Consider the following 17404-nt stretch of genomic DNA (forward strand, 5'->3'; position numbering starts at 1 on the left):
CCGCGGCCTGCGGAGACGGGCTTCCGATCGCCTGTCACGAAGAACGGACGCCGTGCACGCCCGGGTTACGCTCGGGAACATGACCCTCGAGCCGACGAACACCGAAGCCATCCGCGTCATCACCCGTTTCGAGGCGTCCAACGGCATTCCGGACAGCATGCGCTCGGATGTTCGCATGCTGGGCGGGCTGCTCGGTCAGGTGCTGCGCGAGTCGGGCAGCCCCGGCCTGTTCGAGGACGTCGAGCGGCTGCGTCTGGCGACCATCCAGGCGGCGGATGCCGATGACGAGGCGTTCGCGCGCGCCGCGTCCATCGCCGACTCGTTCACGATCGAGCGCGCCGACGAGGTCGCGCGCGCCTTCACCTGCTACTTCCATCTAGTCAACCTCGCCGAGGAGCATCAGCGCGTGCGGATCCTGCGCGAGCGCGCCGGCCAGCCGGGCCGCGAGGACGCAGCCGACACGGTCGCCACGGCTTTCGCTCAGCTGAGCCGTGAGGTCGGCGAGGACGAGGCTCGCGAGCGCCTCTCCGAGCTGCGGTTCCACCCGGTCTTCACCGCGCACCCCACCGAGGCGCGCCGGCGAGCCGTGTCCAGCAGCATCCGCCGCCTGTCCGAGCTGCTCACGCAGAACGACGCGGCGAGCGTCGGCGGTGCCGAGCAGGCACGCGCGCACCGGCGGATGATGGAGGAGATCGACACGCTCTGGCGCACCGCCCCGCTGCGCGCTCAGAAGCCGTCGCCCACCGATGAGGTGCGCACGGTGATGAGCGTGTTTGACGAGACCCTGTTCACCACCGTCCCGCACGTCTACCGGCGGATCGACGACGCACTCCGTGGCGAGGACTCGGGCAACGGCGCCCCCCTCGTCCCAGCCTTCGTCCGCGTGGGCTCCTGGGTGGGCGGCGACCGCGACGGCAACCCGTTCGTCACGGCTGCCGTCACGCGGGAGGCCGCCGAGATCGCTGCGGACCACGTGCTGCGCGGCATCGAGCGCTCCATCGAGCGGATCGGGCGCACCCTCACGCTGGATGCCGAGGGGACCCCGCCGAGCACCGCGATCGAGGCGCTGTGGACGGCGTTCGAGCGGGCGCAGCCCGAGCTGGCGGCCGCGATCGCGAAGCGCTCCCCCGACGAGCCGCACCGTCGCGTCGTGCTCTCGCTCGCGCATCGCGTGCACGCCACCCGGGTCGGCGGCGACGACGCCTACTCCGCACCCGAGGAGCTGCTGGCCGATCTGAGGACCGTGCAGTCCTCGCTGGCCACCGCCGGCGCCACCCGGCATGCGTTCGGCGGCGTGCAGCATCTGATCTGGCAGGTGGAGACCTACGGCTTCCACCTGACCGAGCTCGAGGTGCGACAGCACTCACAGGTGCACGCCGAGGCGCTCGCGGAGCTGGATGCGGGCGGCGAGCTCAGCGAGCGCACCCAGGAGGTGCTCGAGGTCTTCCGCGCGGTGGCGGACATCCAGAAGCGCTACGGACTCCGGGCCGCCGGGCGCTACGTGGTCTCGTTCACCCGGTCGGCGGCCGATCTCGCCGCCGTGCACCGCCTCGCCGCCTACGCGCTGGGCGAGGACGCACCCGTGCTCGACGTCGTCCCGCTGTTCGAGACGTTCGCCGACCTGCAGGCCGCCCCCGGTATCCTCGCCGAGGTCGTGGAGTTCCCGGAGTTCCGCGCCCGGCTGGATGCCACCGGAAACCGCCTCGAGGTCATGCTCGGCTATTCGGACTCGTCGAAGGACGTCGGTCCGGTGGCCGCGAACCTCGCGCTCTACGAGGCGCAGCGCGACATCGCGCAGTGGGCGGTGGATGCCGGCATCCGGCTCACCCTCTTCCACGGCCGCGGCGGCGCGCTCGGTCGCGGCGGCGGTCCTGCGAACTCGGCGATCCTCGCCCAGCCGCCGCACTCCGTTGACGGCCGTTTCAAGCTCACCGAGCAGGGCGAGGTGATCTTCGCCCGCTACGGCGAGCCCGCCATCGCGATGCGGCACATCGATCAGGTGGCCGCCGCGACCCTGCTGGCGTCCTCGCCGACGGTCGAGCAGCGCACCAGCGGCGCGGCCGAGCGCTTCGCACCGATCGCCGCCACGATGGACACGGCGTCCCGCGAGCGGTTCTTCTCGCTGGTGGCGGCCGAGGGCTTCGCCCCCTGGTTCGCGACCGTCACTCCCATGGAGGAGATCGGCCTGCTCGCCCTGGGCTCCCGTCCTGCGCGGCGCGGACTCTCCGTCGAGTCGCTGGAGGATCTGCGGGCCATCCCGTGGGTGTTCGCATGGACGCAGGCGCGCATCAACCTGGCCGGCTGGTTCGGGCTCGGCACCGCGCTGGAGGCCGTCGGCGACGAGGCCGCGCTGCGCGAGGCGTACCGCGAGTGGCCGCTGCTGCACACCATGGTCGACAACGTGGCGATGAGCCTGGCGAAGACCGATGAGCGCATCGCACGGCAGTACCTGGCGCTGGGTGACCGCGACGACCTCGCCGCCATCGTGCTCGACGAGCTGCGACTGACCCGCGAATGGGTCATCCGGCTCACGGGCGGCGACGCGCTGCTGCAGAACAAGCCGATCCTGCAGCGCGCCGTGCAGCTGCGCACGCCGTACGTGGACGCGCTCTCCCTGCTTCAGCTGCGGGCGCTGCGCGCCCTGCGGACGCCCTCGACCGTCGAACCCGTGCCGGATGCCGACCTGCAGCGCCTGCTGCTGCTCTCGGTCAGCGGGGTCGCGGCAGGCCTGCAGAACACCGGGTGAGACCCGCGGCGGGGGCGGCTGACACGTCCGCCAGAGCCCTCCGGCGATCGTTGTAGGGTGAAAATCAGCCTGATCCGGCGAAGCATCCATGCGACACGATCGCTCGCATCCCCCATCCCTCTCCGAGAAAGCTTCCCCGCGTGACCGAAACCACTGCCGACTTCCATCCGCTCAGCGCTGCCGCACAGCCGATCTTCGACACCGTGCGCTCGCTCAACCCGAACGAGCCGGAGTTCCACCAGGCAGTGCACGAGGTGCTGCACTCCATCGGCCCGGTGCTCGAGCGGCACCCGAAGTACATCGAGAACGGCATCCTGGAGCGCCTGGTCGAGCCCGAGCGCCAGATCATCTTCCGCGTGCCGTGGATCGACGACAGCGGCCGGCTGCGGGTCAACCGCGGATACCGCGTGCAGTACAACTCGGCTCTCGGCCCGTACAAGGGCGGTCTGCGCTTCCACCCCTCGGTGAACATCTCGATCATCAAGTTCCTCGGCTTCGAGCAGATCTTCAAGAACGCGCTCACCGGCCAGGGCATCGGCGGCGGCAAGGGCGGATCGAACTTCGACCCGCACGGCAAGAGCGAGGCCGAGGTCATGCGGTTCTGCCAGTCGTTCATGAACGAGCTCTACCGTCACATCGGCGAGCACACCGACGTCCCCGCGGGCGACATCGGCGTCGGCGGCCGCGAGATCGGCTACATGTTCGGCATGTACCGCAAGATCACCAACCGCCACGAGTCCGGCATCCTGACCGGCAAGGGCATCGGGTGGGGCGGCGCGCAGGTACGCACCGAGGCCACCGGCTACGGCGCGGTCTTCTTCGTGCAGTCGATGCTGGCCGTCCACGGCCAGACCCTCGAGGGCAAGCGCGTCGCCGTCTCCGGCTCGGGCAACGTCGCGATCTACGCGATCGAGAAGGCCCAGCAGCTCGGCGCACGCGCGATCACGGCATCCGACTCCTCCGGCTACATCGTCGACGACGCCGGCATCGATCTGGGGCTGCTGCGTCAGATCAAGGAGGTCGAGCGCGGCCGCATCGTCGAGTACGCGAACCGCCGGCCCGGCGCCCGGTTCGTCGAGGGCGGGAACGTGTGGGAGGTGCCGGTCGACATCGCCGTGCCCTCGGCCACGCAGAACGAGCTGAACCTCGACTCCGCCCGGATGCTGATCGCCAACGGCGTGCGCGCCGTCGCCGAGGGCGCCAACATGCCCTCGACCCCCGAGGCCGTCGGCGCCTTCCAGGACTCGGACGTGCTGTTCGCGCCCGGCAAGGCCGCGAACGCCGGCGGCGTCGGCACCTCGGCGCTCGAGATGAGCCAGAACGCCTCGCGCCAGCGCTGGAACTTCGATCACAGCGAGCAGAAGCTGCGCGACATCATGACCGACATCCACGACGCGTCCTTCCGCGCCGCCGAGCGCTACGGCACTCCCGGCGACTACGTCGCGGGCGCCAACATCGCCGGCTTCGAGCGCGTCGCCGACGCGATGCTGGCCCAGGGCGTCATCTGACCCGACTCGGCCGGCGAGACCGCCGAGCCACCACGCAAGCGCCGAGCCACCACGCAGATCACGTGATCCTGCGTGGTGGCTCGGCGTTTCGGTGGTGGCTCAGTGGAATGCTCCGCGAGCATCACACCTGACGGTCGTCGGCGTGCCGGGCCAGTGAGCTGGCGTAGCGCTCCGTGAGCTGCACCATCAGATCGGGGGTGTCGCGGTCGACGCCGAAGACGTGACCGGGGAAGTCCAGATCCGGCATCGCCTCCGCGATCTCGTCGGCCTGGTCGGGCGAGAACATCCGCACCGGATGCCCGGCCGCGATCCAGCCGATCGGCACCACCGTGCCCTCCGGCAGCACCGCGCGCCGCTGCACGATCGCGTTCACGCGGATCTCGCACTGCGAGCCGACCAGTGCACCGTTGAACACGCGGGCACCGGAGGCGAAGAACACCTCCTCGCCGACCGTGGCGCCGGCGATGCTCGCGAGGGTTCCCACCAGCGTGTGATCGCCGATGTGCACGGCGTTGGCGGCGGTCGCGCGGATGAGCGCGTTCTCCATCACGATGACGTGCTCGCCCAGCGTGATCGGTCCTCCCTCGGCAGTGATCACGGCGCCGTGCAGCACCTGGCAGTTCGGACCGATCTCGACGTCGCCGGAGATCACAGCGGTCGGCGCCACGACGGCGGTGTCGTGGATGCGGGGCCGAGCCCCGAGGTGCTCGTACATCATGCGGCCAGACTAGTCCGGCCCGCGCACGCGGTCAGCACGGACCGGCGGCGGGTCCTTCGCCGCGCCGCCGAGTCGTCGGTCCGGTCAGGCGTCGGTGCGCCCCTTGCGGAAGAGGCCGAACACCAGGGTGACCAGGAACAGCACGATGCCCAGCACGGCGAGCCAGAGCAACCCCTTCACCACGAATCCCAGGACCGAGAGTCCCAGCCACAGCACCAGCAGCACGATCAGCAGAGTCCACATGCCCGCCAGCATGCGTCGGGCGGGGCACGAAGCACAGGGCGTTGACCGAGGCATCCGCGTCCGCTACGGAGGGTTCGCGGCCCTCGACGTGGCATTCCGGATGCCTGCAGCGACGGTCCTGCTGGTCGGCTCCGGGAGACCGCGGACCCGGAGGTCGGCGGTGCAGGCCGCTGAGGCTCCGGCGCTCAGGACTCCGCTCGCGGGGCGCCGAAGAGCGCGATGATCTCATCGGCGCGGATGTCGTCGAGCGCGGCGTCGAAGCGACCGTCCGTGTCGAGCCGGCTGGCGCCGTGCAGCGTGCTCCACAGCAACTCGGCGCGTACCGCGCGGTGCCGCGGCGTGCCCCCGCCAACGGCCCGCTCGAACATCGCGAACCCCTCCCGCAGGATCTCGGGCGTCTCGGCGGAGGCGAACACGATGCCCGTGCGCGCCGAGGTCATCGCCTCGTAGACCGCGGGATTCTCGCGTGCGAAGGCGAGGTAGGCGGTGACGAGAGGCGCCAGGCCCTCACCGCCGGCGCCGATCGCCGCGAGGAGCTCGGTGTAGCCGTCGATGACGACCTGGTCGATGATCTCCTCCCGCCCGCGCGGGAAGTGCCGGTACAGGATCGGCTGGCTGAAGCCGATGGCGTCGGCGAGGCGCCGCACGGTGACGGCGGTCCAGCCGTCCTGCTCGGCGATCTCGCGGGCAGCAGCGACGATCCGGCGTTCCCGCTCGCGGATCCGCTCGATGTCTTGCGCAGCTCGGGGCATGAGGTTAGATTAGCACCGCTAACAGTTAGCACTGCTAACACGAATCGAACCGGAGGAACCATGACCGTCATCATCGCCATCACCGCGGCTTTCGCCGTCCTCGGCCTCGCCGTCATCTTCGGCGCGGACGTCGTCGGCCTGCTCGTCCAGCGCTCCGTCTACGCCGACCTCGACGACCGCGCCCTGGTGCAGGTGGTCGGTCGCGGCCACTACTACGCAGATCGCAGGATGCCGGGTGTCGGCATCCCCGCGACGATCCTCACCGCGGTCACGGCCGTCGCCGCGTTCATCTGGGGTACGACACTCCTGGGCATCCTCTCCGCGGCAGGGCTGGTACTGCTCGTCACCTGGCTGCTCGTCTACGCCCGCATCGCGAAGCCGATCAACACCACGCTGACCGCGGCGGCTCTCGCCGACGAGGTGCCCGCCGACGCCCGAACTCTGCAGGCCCGCTGGGATTCGATCCTCCCGCTGCGGGTGTCGCTCATCGCGGTGACCCTGCTCCTGCTGCTGGCCACGCTCGCCCTGCTGTGAGAACGGGCCCTCGCGGACTCAGCCGGTCCGATGACGACGGCCCCGGAGCACGCCGCCGGCCGGTCCTGCCACCAGGTCCGGCCGGAGCGGGGCGACGGCGCTGTCAGCGCGCGCGGAGCACGGCCGGCAGCACGATGTGCACCTCGGGGATCATGCCCGGGGTCACCCGCTTGCGGAAGATCCAATAGCTCCAGGCCTGGTACAGCAGGATCACGGGCAGCGACACGGCGGCGACCACGGTCATGACGCCCAACGTGTACGGGCCGTTGGCTGCGTTCCAGACGGTGAGGTCGAAGGCGGCGTCCACAGTCGAGGGCAGCACGAGCGGGAACATCCCGGCGAAGATCGCGGCGACGCCGAAGAGCCCGAAACCGGCGAATCCCAGGAATGCGAACCCCTCACGGCGGACGCGTGCGGCGATCCATCCGGCCACCGCGGCGACGACGGCCAGGGCGAGGAACGTCCACGACAGCGGGCTCCCGCCGCGCTCGACCTGCACGAGGATCGCCCACGCCGCCGCAGGGACCAGGCACAGCGGCGCCCATCGTCCGGCGAAGCGTCCGGCGCGCTCGCGCACCGGCCCGTCGGCCTTGAGCCCGAGGAAGGTGGCGGAGTGCAGCAGCGCGAACCCGACGACGGCGAGACCACCCAGCACCGCCGGCAGGGTCAGCCAGACGAACGGTCCGCCGACGCGGTCGCCGTTGGCATCCAGCGGCAGGCCGGTCGAGGTCAGCGCCAGGGCCGCACCCACGCAGAACGCGACGATCAGCGAGCCGAGACCGATCATCCAGGTCCACAGCGTGCGCCAGCGCTCGGTGTGCAGCTTGCCGCGGTACTCGATGCCCACGGCCCGGATGATCAGCCCGATCAGCGTGATCGTCAGAGGGACGTAGAGGGTCGAGAACAGTGCCGCGTACCAGGCGGGGAAGGCCGCGAACATCGCGGCGCCGGCGGTGATCAGCCACACCTCGTTTCCGTCCCACACCGGCCCGATGGTGTTGAGCATGACGCGACGATCGCGCTCGGACCGGGTGGAGAAGATCATGTGCATGCCGACACCGAGGTCGAAGCCCTCGAGCAGCAGGTAGCCGGTCCAGAGCACGGCGATCGCGATGAACCAGACGACGGGAAGCGGTTCCATTTTCGTTGTTCCTCTCAGCGCTCAGTACGCGAACGCGAGCACGTCGTCGCGGTGGTCACCGGACGGGTGGTCGTCGTCGGAGTCGGATGCCCGTGCGGTGAGTTCGGGCATGGACGCCGCGACCCCACCGCGGATGTAGGTGACCATCAGCACCAGCTCGATCACGAGCATGATCCCGTAGACCGCGCTGAGCGTGATCACCGAGAACAGCAGCTCCCCTGCTGTGACTCCCGGCGAGACAGCCGCGGCCGTGAACATGTACACCCCGTCGACTCCGGTGGGGTTGGGCGCCACGACGAACGGCTGCCGTCCCAGCTCGGTGAAGATCCAGCCGGCGATGTTCGCCGCGAACGGGGCGACGATGCCCAGCAGCGCCAGGCGCATGATCCACGGCGAGCGCGGCACAGTGCCCTTGCGGGTCAGCCACAGGGCGACCAGGCCGCCGAGCGCCACGACGCCGCCCAGGCCGATCATGAGGCGGAAGCCCCAGTAGGTGACCCACATGACCGGCACGTACTGCACGTCGCTGCCGGCCAGGTCGCCGTAGATCGCCTCGTCCGGGATCGTCTTGCCGTACTGGTCGACGTAGTGCGTCTCGAGGTCGCGGATGCCGGGCATGTCGGCGCCCCACTCCCCCGTGCCCAGGAAGCCGAGTGCCCCGGGGACCGCGATCAGGGTGATGACGTCGCCGCAGTCCTTCGATCCAGGGTCGCCGAGCGAGAGCACCGAGAAGTCCGAGCCGGTGTGGCAGGCGGCTTCCGCAGCAGCCATCTTCATCGGCTGCTGCTCGTACATGAGCTTGCCCTGGACATCGCCGGAGACGACCGTCCCGAGGAAGCCGAGGACGGCGATGACGGCGCCCAGCCGCAGCGACCAGATCCAGACGCCGTGGTCGGTGCGGTCGCGCCCGGGCGCGGCATCCGTCTCCCCCACGACCACACGACCCGCCTCGTCGACCGTGTCGATGCCGTCGTGGCGACGGCGCCACAGGTGGTACCACGAGATGCCGAGCAGGAACATGCCGGCGACGACCAGCGCACCGAGGATCGTGTGCGTGTAGGCGGCGAGGGCGGTGTTGTTGGTGAGCACGGCCCAGACGTCGGTCATGACAGGCCGTCCGTCGGCCCCCATCTCCACGCCGACGGGATGCTGCATCCAGGAGTTCGCGACGATGATGAAGAACGCCGAGATCCACGATCCGATCACCGCGCACCAGAGCGCCGCGAGGTGCAGGCCCTTGCGCAGGCGGCCCCAGCCGAAGATCCAGATTCCCAGGAAGGTCGACTCGACGAAGAAGGCGAGCAGGCCCTCCATCGCGAGCGGGGCCCCGAAGACGTCACCGACGAATCGGGAGTACTCGCTCCAGGCCATGCCGAACTGGAACTCCTGCACCAGACCGGTCGCCACGCCGACGATGAAGTTGATCAGATAGACCTTGCCCCAGAACTTCGTCATGCGCAGGAACTTCTCGTCTCCCGTGCGCACCCAGCGGGACTGCATGATCGCGACCATCATGCCCAGGCCCAGCGTCAGCGGCACCATCAGGAAGTGGTAGACGGTCGTGATGCCGAACTGCCAGCGGGCGATGTCGAGCACGTCCATGCGGGTCTCCTCCTCGGATCGTTCCGTGCGTCCGATCCTCTTTAATTCTACGCTTTGTAGAACTACTTCGACACACAATAGAACAATTTCGACGAGAGGTAGAATGGATGCGCCGGAAGAAACCACCACAAGCACGGGAGGCGCCGATGAGCACGCTCGGAGAACTGGAACGCGCCGTCATGGACGCGCTCTGGGATGCGGACGGCTCCCTGAGCGCCTACGACGTGCAGCACACCCTGGAGGCCGACGGCCGGACCCTGGCCGCGACCACGCTGCTGACCGTGCTGTCGAGACTCGAGAAGAAGGGCTTCGTCGCCTCGGACCGCTCCTCGCGCCCGCACCGCTACACCGCGGTCGCGTCGCGAGCCGATCACGTGGCCGAGCTGATGCACTCCGTGCTGGGCGATGCGGGCGACCGCACCGCCGTGCTCGAGCGCTTCGTGGGCGGTGTGTCGGCGGAGGATGCCGCCGTGCTGCGCCGTCTGCTCGGCGGCGCGGGCTGAGCACACGGCCATGCCCGGCCTGCTGACCTCGGTCGACCACGCGCTGGCGGATCCCGGCATGGCCGGGGCGCTGGTGATCCCGCATGCGGTCGTCATCGTCGCCGCTGTCGCCTTCGGCGTGGTCGCCGTCGCACTGGCGTGGCCGGTGCCGGTCGTCCTCTCCCGGGCCACGTGGCCCATGCGCGCACCGGTGATGGCCCTGCTGCTCTGGCAGGTGATCGGCCTGGCCGGAGGACTGTCGATGATCGGCGCGCTCGCCCTGGCCGGCTACGCGGCCCTTCCGCAGCATCCGTGGCTCGCGCCGATCCCCGCCGTGCTGTTCACCGTGTACCTGCTGACCCACCTCGCGATCACGGTGGTGCAGGTGACGCGGCTGCGCCACCGCCACCTGGCGCTGCTCGAGATGCTCACCTCCCCGCACCCCACCCGTGCGCGCACCCGGGTGCTGGACGACGCCGTGCCCGTCGCGTACTGCCTGCCGCGCGGCGCGCGCTCGGTGACGGTGCTGTCGCAGGGTCTTCTGGATCGTCTCGATGCGGACGAGCTCGTCGCGGTCATCGCGCACGAACGCGCCCATGTGGAGCAGCGCCACGACCTGCTGCTGCTGGCGTTCCGGGCCTGGCGCTCGGCGCTGCCCTGGTTCCCGATCGCGGCGCGCGCCGAAGTCGAGGTCGCCGCCCTCGTGGAGATGCTCGCCGACGACCATGCTCGCCGTGAGGTGCACGACGAGGTGCTGGCGCGCGCGATCCTGCAGGTGGGCGCCAGCGGGGTACCCGGTGCGGATCAGCCGGTGTCGGGATCGATGAGGGTCAGCGACCGATTCCGGCGGCTCGCAGGCTGACCCGGTCCGCCGCCGGCGCAGGCGACGTGTCGCCGAGCCGCAGGACCACGTCGTCCTCCCTTCGATCCCCGGGACGATGCGAGACCAGCACGACGATGCGGTCAGCGGTCGCCGCGCGGACGTCCGCCATCATCGCCGCTGCGGTGGGCTCGTCCAGGTGCGCCGTGGGCTCGTCGAGCAGGATGACGTCGGCCCGGGTGAGCAGCGCCCGCGCCACGGCCAGTCGCTGGCGCTCGCCTCCGGACAGGGCCGATCCCCCTGCGCCGACCCGGGTGTCGAGCCCGTCGGCGAGGGAGCCCATCAGGGCACCGAGCCCGGCACGCTCGAGCGCGTCGCGCATGTCCCGGTCGTCCGGCGCATCATCGCGCGAGCGGGCGAGCAGCAGGTTGCCCCGAAGCGTCGAGTCGAAGACGTACGCGTCCTGCGGGCACCAGGCGACGAGGTCCCGCCAGGCGCGCTCCTCGAGCGCGGTGAGCGGACGGTCGTCCGCGCGGATCTCACCCGTCTCGACGGGCAGCACCCCCATGATCGCGGACAGCAGGGTGGACTTGCCCGACCCCGACGGCCCGTCCAGGACGAGCCAGCGGCCGCGCTCCGCCATCCCCGTCACCCCGGCCACCGCCGGGCGGGCGGTGCCCGGGTAGCGCACCGTGACGCGCTCGAGCGCGACCTGGCGCACGGCATCCGGATGCCCGGTCCGCCAGGCCGGCGCGGGTGCCGGCTGCAGGATCGGGTCGAGCCGCGCGAGCAGGGCGCGCAGCGCCGGCATCCGCTGCGCCGACGCGACGAGGGCCGCCAGGGGCTCCAGCACCGCGAGCGCGAGCAGAGCCACGATCGATGCGGACGCCGCGGGTGCGCCCGCCGACAGCACGGGGACGAGCACGGCCAGCAGCGTCGTAGCCGCGGTGACGACGGCGGTGCCGAGCCCGGCCGACCAGGCGGCCCGGCGCTCGGCGGTCGCGAGCAGTTCGGCATGCGCGTCGAGCTCGCGCAGGGCGCGATCGCTGACGCCGTTCCCCCGCAGATCCGCGGAGGCGGATGCCAGCGCCGATGTTCCGCGGACGATCGCCGAGCGCGCGGCGATGCGCTCAGCTCCGGCGCCGCGCGCGCTGCGGACGGCGAGAAGCGTCCCGACGAGGACGGACGCGATCAGCGTGACGCTGACGAGCAGGGTGAGGCGGGGCATGACGGCGGCGGTCGTCGCGACGGTGCCCGCGATGACGAGGATGCCCGCGCCGATCGGCGGGATGATGCGCGGAAGCTGGTCGCGCAGGTCGTCGGCCAGCGTCACGAGATAGTCCAGCGGCGCACCGCCCTCCAGCAGCCGGCGAGACCCTGCGCCGCGCGCGGCGATGGCGCGCCACAGGCGCAGGCGCAGCGCGTCGACGACCTGGAATGCCGCCCGGTGCGTGACGAGCCGCTCCGCATAGCGCGCCACCGAGCGGCCGATGCCGAAGGCCCGCACGCCCACGATCGCGACGAGCAGGTACATGATGTACTCCTCAATGCCCGCGCGGACGATGAGCCATCCCGACACGGCGGTGAGCGCGGCGGCGAGACCTGCGGCGAGCGCCCCGAGCGCGACGGACGCCGCCCACAGCGGGGCGTGCGGGCGCAGCAGCGAGAGCAGGGTGAGGCGGCGCGCGGGCTCGGGCGCACGCGGCGCGCTTTCGAGCGGCTCGCTTCTGAAGGACGCCTGCACTTCTGAAGGATGCTCGGACGCGGATTCTCCTTCAGAAGCGGAATCCTCCTTCAGAACGGAGGGTGCGGATGCCTCTCCGACCGGGATGTGCCAGTCGGCGAGGGCGAGGGTCTCCGGCTCATGACTGGCGAAGACGATCATGCACGCCGCTGCGCGCCGGCGGATGGCATCCCGCACGAGCTGTGCGGCAGAAGGGTCCAGGTGGGCGGTCGGCTCATCGAGCACCAGCAGCCGGGCGCCGGCATCCGCTCTCGCCAGCGCGCGGGCCACGGCGAGACGCCGCAGCTCCCCCGGGCTCAACTCGGCGACGGCCGCATCGGCGAGCGCGCCCAGGCCGACCTCCTCGAGGGCGTCGACGCTCCCGCCGTACAGCGCGACCTCCGCCCGTGGCGTGTCGGCGAACGCCCTCGGCGCCTGCGGCGCCCAGGCGACGGCATCCGCACCTCGGATCGCTCCCGTGACCTCGGCATCCGCCGGCAGGACTCCGGCGAGCGCGGCGAGCAGCGTCGACTTGCCCGCACCGCTCGGACCGGTGATCGCGGTGACCCCATGCAGATGGGTCGTGAAATCGCTCAGCGTGGGGACCTCCCGTCCGGCATACCGGACCGTGAGCTTCTCGACGTGCACACCCGGGGCCGCTTCCGTCCTGGCCCCGCGCGGACGCGGCTTCGCCAGCAGAGTTCGGGCGCGGTCGAGCGCGGACAAGCCGTCTTGAGAGGCATGGAAAGCCGCCCCCACATCGCGCATGGCCTGGAAGCACTCCGGCGCGAGGATCAGGGCGATCAGCGCCGGCTCCAGCGTCATGCTGCGGTCGAGCAGCCGCAGGCCCAGGACGACCGCGACGAGGGCGACCGAGATCGTGGCGATGAGCTCCAGCGCGAGCGATGACAGGAACGCCCAGCGCAGGGTCTCCTCGGTGCGGGCGCGATAGCGCCGCTGGATGTCGTCGAGCGCGCGCGTCTGCTCGTCGACGCGACCGAGTCCGACCAGCACGGGAAGCCCGCGGGCGAGTTCGGTGAGGTGGTCGGCGAGCCGGGTGAGGGCGGTGAGCGCGGCATCCGTCCGTTGCTGGGTGTGCTTGCCGATCAGGATCATGAACAGCGGAACCAGCGGGATGGTGAGCACGATGATCAGCGCGCTGAGCCAGTCCGCACCGAGGATCCTCACGCCGACGATCAGCGGCACCACGGCCGCCGCGATCAGCGCGGGGAGGGTCTGCACGTAGTAGTCGTCGAGGTCGTCGAGCCCGTCGGCGGCCAGTACGGCGGTGCCGCCGCCGGAGTCACCGCCACCCTGGTCCGTCCCGCCGAGGGCGATGCGTCGCCACAGACGGCTCCGCAGGTCGCGCTTGACGGTGGTGGCGATGCGACGCGCGACGACCGAGGTCGCCCACTCGCCTCCGGCGCGGAGCAGGATGCCGAGGAGTCCGAGCAGAAGGATGATCCGGGTGGTGTCCGGGGTGATGCCGGCCCCCGCGAGAGCCCCGATTCCGCGCGCGACGGCCTCGGCGATGAGCACGAGTCCGACGGCACGCGAGGCGGCCAGCACTCCCAGCAGGTAGATCGAGGGCTTCGGCACCGGCCCGAGATCGGGTCGGCGGAATCCGGGCGCTCGCTGCGCCCGTTCGGCCTCGGCCGCCCAGGGATCGTTCGGGATCGGATCGACGCTCACTCCTGAATTCTACCGCCTGTAGAAGACTGGTCGTGCCGGATCGTTCCGCTCCGGACGACGCGCTCGGTGCGCAGGATGCTACGGTGGCGGCATGCAGTGCAGGTGAGTCGCCTCCGTCCCCGCCGTCAGGCCGCCGTCCGGCGTGCCGCGGCATCCCCGACCGAAGGACCCACGATGCACCGCCCGCTGCCCCTTTCCGGACAGACCGCACTCGTCACCGGCGTCTCCCGCCGCAAGGGCATCGGCTTCGCCGTCGCCCGCGAACTCGCCGCGCTCGGCGCCCACGTCTTCATCCACCATTTCCGTCCGCACGACACCGCGCAGCCATGGGGCGGCGACGACCTCGATGACGTGCGGGGCGGCATCCGCGATGCGCTCGCACCCGGCGCCGTCATGGCCGACCAGCACGCCGATCTGCGGGACGCGCAGGAGATCGAGAACCTGCTCGACGCGGCGACGGCGCTGACCGGCGCCGTCGACATCCTGGTGTGCAACCAGGCCCTGAGCGGATCGGACGGCAGCATCCTGGAGATGACCGCCGACCGGCTCGACGCGCACTGGCGGACGAACGCGCGGGCAAGCCTGCTGCTGACGGCCGGGTTCGCGCGCCGGAAGCGGGATGCCGGCGCATCCGCCCCCTTCGATGCGCCCACCGGCCGCGTGATCTGGATGACCTCGGGTCAGGGGGACGGTCCGATGCGCGACGAGGTCGCCTACGCGACCAGCAAGGCCGGTCTGGCCGGCGTGACCCGCACGGTCGCCGCCGAGCTCCTCGACCTCGGAATCGTCCTGAACACGCTCAACCCCGGGCCCGTGAACACCGGCTACCTCGACCCGGAGACCACAGACCGCGACCTGAGCTGGCTTCCGGGTTTCCTGGAGAGCACCCCGTTCGGAAGGTTCGGCCGGCCGGAGGACCCCGCCCGTCTGATCGGCTGGCTGTGCTCCGATGCGGGATCGTGGGTCGTCGGTCAGGTGCTCAGCAGCGACGGCGGCTTCGCCCTGCGATGAGGAGGACGCCATGACCCTGCAGCCCTACGCCTCGCTCCCCCTCGACCAGAGCGAGGTCAGCTACGCCTACGGTCCGGACTCGTATACGCGTCCCGGAGTCGAACCCGGCCGGATCGACCGGTTCACGATCGACGACAGCACCGTCTACCCGGGCACGACCCGCTCCGTCTGGGTTCATGTGCCGGCAGGCCACGACCCGCTGCGGCCGGCACCCGTGATGCTCTTCAACGATGGCTGGTGGTATCTCGACCCCGAGGGCGATGTGCGCGCCGGAGTCGTGCTGGACAACCTCGCCGCTCAGGGCGCGATCCCGTCTGTGGTGGGTGTCTTCGTCGACCCGGGCATCCGCACGGCATCCGAGGAACCGAAGAACCGCAACGTCGAGTACGACGCCGCCGACGACCGCTATGCCGGATTCCTCATCGACGAGGTGCTGCCGCGGGTCGCTGCGCTGCACACCCTCGAGCCGGGCGGCCACGGCATCTGCGGCGGGAGCTCGGGCGGCGACGCGGCCTTCACGGCCGGCTGGCGGCGGCCGGAAGTCTTCCGACGCGTCATCGCGTTCAACCCCAGCTTCGCGCAGATGCCGCAGGGCAATCCCTACCCTCGGCTGCTGAGCGGAGGCGAGCGACGCGATCTGCGCATCCTGCTGCACGCCGCGCACCGGGACATCGGCTGGAACGACCCGGAGTGGAACTGGTTCGCCGAGTCGCTGGAGACCGCCGCCGCTCTCACCCGCACCGGGCACGACGTGCGACTGGTCGTCGGCGACGGCGGGCACAGCCCGAACCACGGCGGCGTGCTGCTTCCGGATGCGCTGCGCTGGCTGTGGCGCTGAGCGCCGTCAGACCCGGCGGGCCTCGATCAGGTGCCGGGAGGAGTGGTCCACGAACACACCGTCCCGCTGAATCTGCTCGTGCAGGTCACGAAGGCGATCGCGATACTTCTCGACCGTGAATCCCGGCACCCACCAGACCAGCTTGCGCAGCAGGTAGACCACCGCGCCGATGTCCCTGATCTCGATGCGCAGGCGGGCGGTGCGCAGGTCGACGATCTCCAGGCCGGCTGCGCGCGCGGCATCCGCCTCGACCTGCGGATCGCGGCCCTGGCGCTCGCTCGGGAGCGGGCCGAGGAAGTACTCGATCAGTTCGAATCCGCTCGCGGGACCCACGTGCTGCGCGAAGTAGGCGCCGCCGGGGACCAGCACGCGCGCGATCTCCTGCCAATCCGGCGAGACCGGGTGCCGGCTGGTGACGAGGTCGAACGCACCGTCCGCGAACGGGAGCGGCTCGCCCGACGTGGTCCGCACGACGGCGACGCCGCGGGGGTGCAGGCGTGCCGTCGCCTGCGCGGCGTTCGGCGGCCATGCCTCGGTTGCGACCGCGACCGGAGGGAAGACGGATGCCTCGCCCAGCACCTCTCCGCCGCCGGTGTCGAGATCGAGCGCCGCCCGTGCCGATGCCCAGCGCTCCGCCAGCAGGCGGGCGTAGCCCCAGGGCGGACGCTCCTCCGTGGCCCGATCGTCGAGCCAGCCGAAGCCCCAACCCGTGACGTCCGCGGCCTCCGCATCCGCGATGAGTTCCTCGAAGGTGCCGTCCATCCTTCGATCCTGACACGCTCAGCGCGCTGCCGCGTCCCACTCCCGCAGGATGCCGACGATCGCCGCCGACGTCTCCTCCGGGGCGTCCGCCATGACGACGTGGCCGGCGCCGGGGACCGCATGCAATCGCACGCCCTCGGCGTCGGCCCACGCCTGCATGGCTGTCCGGATGTTGCCCGTGCGGTCCTCCGCACCGACGACCAGCCCCAGCGGCACCGGCGAGCGGTACTCCGGATCGGGTGCGACGAACGACGCCGTCGCGCGCCACACGTCCAGGAACACGGCCTTCGGCATCCCGGTGAAAGTCGCGCGGATCGACTCGACCGCGTCGGGCGTCACCGCCGAGGCATCCGCCATGAGCGCGGGCAGCTTCGCCCCGGGGATGAGGCGGAGCAGGGGCGCCGCCATGCGCAGCCCGAGCCGCTCGCCACGGCCGAGCGGGCCTGTGTTCCAGGTCGTGCCGACGGCGATCAGCCCGCTCGCGCGGCCGGGGTGCGCACGCACGTGCGCCTGAGAGAGATTGCCCCCGAGGGAGTGCCCGACCAGGACCGGCCTTTCCAGCCTCAGTTCGTCGATGAGAGCGCCCAGATCGGCCAGCGCGTCCTGCGCGGTGAAACGCACGCCGGGCGCCAGCGTCGAGGCGCCGTGCGCACGCAGATCCCAGCGGATGCTGCGGAATCCGGCATCCTGCACGGCCTCCGCCTGCGCGGCGAACGAGGCGGAGTCCATACCCGCGCCGTGTGTGAACACGACCGGCCGTCCAGAGCCGCCCCCGTCGCGGTAACGGATGACCGCCGTGCCGCGCTCGAGGATGCCCGTCATGCCTCGAGCC

15 protein-coding genes are annotated in these 17404 nt (G+C 71.1%); 7 read left to right on the forward strand and 8 right to left on the reverse strand.

Features of this window, described 5'->3' with window-relative positions:
• Positions 1-79 precede the first annotated feature (79 nt).
• Both MIAR_RS08570 and gdhA read left to right on the forward strand, forming a co-directional pair.
• Positions 80-2746 carry a phosphoenolpyruvate carboxylase gene (locus MIAR_RS08570; protein WP_285634193.1) on the forward strand — a complete coding sequence of 889 codons (2667 nt, stop codon included), beginning with the start codon at positions 80-82 and terminating at the stop codon, positions 2744-2746.
• 191 nt (positions 2747-2937) lie between these two features.
• Positions 2938-4254 carry an NADP-specific glutamate dehydrogenase gene (gene gdhA, locus MIAR_RS08575; protein ID WP_285635716.1) on the forward strand — a complete coding sequence of 439 codons (1317 nt, stop codon included), beginning with the start codon at positions 2938-2940 and terminating at the stop codon, positions 4252-4254.
• Positions 4255-4375: 121 nt separating this feature from the next.
• Here gdhA and MIAR_RS08580 read toward each other — a convergent pair whose 3' ends face one another.
• The 3 genes from MIAR_RS08580 to MIAR_RS08590 form a co-directional block, all read right to left on the reverse strand.
• Positions 4376-4972, reverse strand: a complete 597-nt coding sequence (locus MIAR_RS08580; protein ID WP_285634196.1) for a gamma carbonic anhydrase family protein — start codon at positions 4970-4972, stop codon at positions 4376-4378.
• Positions 4973-5056: 84 nt separating this feature from the next.
• Entirely contained in the window at positions 5057-5215 is a 159-nt protein-coding gene (locus MIAR_RS08585; RefSeq protein ID WP_285634199.1) for a hypothetical protein, read from the reverse strand.
• Between the two features lie 185 nt (positions 5216-5400).
• Positions 5401-5967: a TetR/AcrR family transcriptional regulator gene (locus tag MIAR_RS08590; protein ID WP_285634202.1), complete on the reverse strand. Its 567-nt coding sequence runs from the start codon at positions 5965-5967 to the stop codon at positions 5401-5403.
• 60 nt (positions 5968-6027) lie between these two features.
• Between MIAR_RS08590 and MIAR_RS08595 the strand changes: the two genes are divergently transcribed.
• Positions 6028-6501: a DUF1772 domain-containing protein gene (locus tag MIAR_RS08595; RefSeq protein WP_285634205.1), complete on the forward strand. Its 474-nt coding sequence runs from the start codon at positions 6028-6030 to the stop codon at positions 6499-6501.
• Positions 6502-6604: 103 nt separating this feature from the next.
• Here the strand turns inward: MIAR_RS08595 and cydB are convergent, their stop codons facing one another.
• Together cydB and MIAR_RS08605 are read right to left on the reverse strand one after the other, a co-directional pair.
• A complete protein-coding gene (gene cydB / locus MIAR_RS08600) occupies positions 6605-7642 on the reverse strand; it encodes a cytochrome d ubiquinol oxidase subunit II (RefSeq protein WP_285634208.1) in 1038 nt (345 codons plus the stop codon).
• Between the two features lie 21 nt (positions 7643-7663).
• On the reverse strand, positions 7664-9244 hold the full coding sequence (locus MIAR_RS08605; protein ID WP_285634211.1) for a cytochrome ubiquinol oxidase subunit I: 1581 nt from the start codon (positions 9242-9244) through the stop codon (positions 7664-7666).
• 146 nt (positions 9245-9390) lie between these two features.
• Here MIAR_RS08605 and MIAR_RS08610 point away from each other — a divergent pair, with 146 nt between their 5' ends.
• Both MIAR_RS08610 and MIAR_RS08615 read left to right on the forward strand, forming a co-directional pair.
• Positions 9391-9747 (forward strand): BlaI/MecI/CopY family transcriptional regulator, encoded by a 357-nt coding sequence (locus MIAR_RS08610; protein ID WP_285634214.1) that lies wholly within the window; start codon positions 9391-9393, stop codon positions 9745-9747.
• Between the two features lie 10 nt (positions 9748-9757).
• Complete coding sequence (locus MIAR_RS08615; protein WP_285634217.1) at positions 9758-10588, forward strand: M56 family metallopeptidase; 831 nt, start codon at positions 9758-9760, stop codon at positions 10586-10588.
• Here MIAR_RS08615 and cydC read toward each other — a convergent pair.
• Positions 10557-13961, reverse strand: a complete 3405-nt coding sequence (cydC, locus tag MIAR_RS08620; protein ID WP_285634220.1) for a thiol reductant ABC exporter subunit CydC — start codon at positions 13959-13961, stop codon at positions 10557-10559. The genes MIAR_RS08615 and cydC overlap by 32 nt on opposite strands.
• Before the next feature lie 174 nt (positions 13962-14135).
• On the opposite strand from cydC, the gene MIAR_RS08625 reads away from it, so the two are divergent.
• Together MIAR_RS08625 and MIAR_RS08630 are read left to right on the forward strand one after the other, a co-directional pair.
• Positions 14136-14972: an SDR family oxidoreductase gene (locus tag MIAR_RS08625; RefSeq protein ID WP_285634222.1), complete on the forward strand. Its 837-nt coding sequence runs from the start codon at positions 14136-14138 to the stop codon at positions 14970-14972.
• Positions 14973-14982: 10 nt separating this feature from the next.
• Complete coding sequence (locus MIAR_RS08630; protein ID WP_285634224.1) at positions 14983-15810, forward strand: alpha/beta hydrolase; 828 nt, start codon at positions 14983-14985, stop codon at positions 15808-15810.
• A gap of 6 nt (positions 15811-15816) precedes the next feature.
• On the opposite strand, the gene MIAR_RS08635 is transcribed toward MIAR_RS08630, so the two are convergent.
• Both MIAR_RS08635 and MIAR_RS08640 read right to left on the reverse strand, forming a co-directional pair.
• Positions 15817-16572, reverse strand: coding sequence for a class I SAM-dependent methyltransferase (locus MIAR_RS08635; protein ID WP_285634227.1), 756 nt, complete (start codon positions 16570-16572; stop codon positions 15817-15819).
• A gap of 18 nt (positions 16573-16590) precedes the next feature.
• Entirely contained in the window at positions 16591-17394 is an 804-nt protein-coding gene (locus MIAR_RS08640) for an alpha/beta fold hydrolase (RefSeq protein WP_285634229.1), read from the reverse strand.
• Positions 17395-17404: the final 10 nt, after the last annotated feature.

This window comes from Microbacterium arabinogalactanolyticum, from assembly GCF_030268005.1.
Lineage (GTDB): Bacteria > Actinomycetota > Actinomycetes > Actinomycetales > Microbacteriaceae > Microbacterium > Microbacterium arabinogalactanolyticum.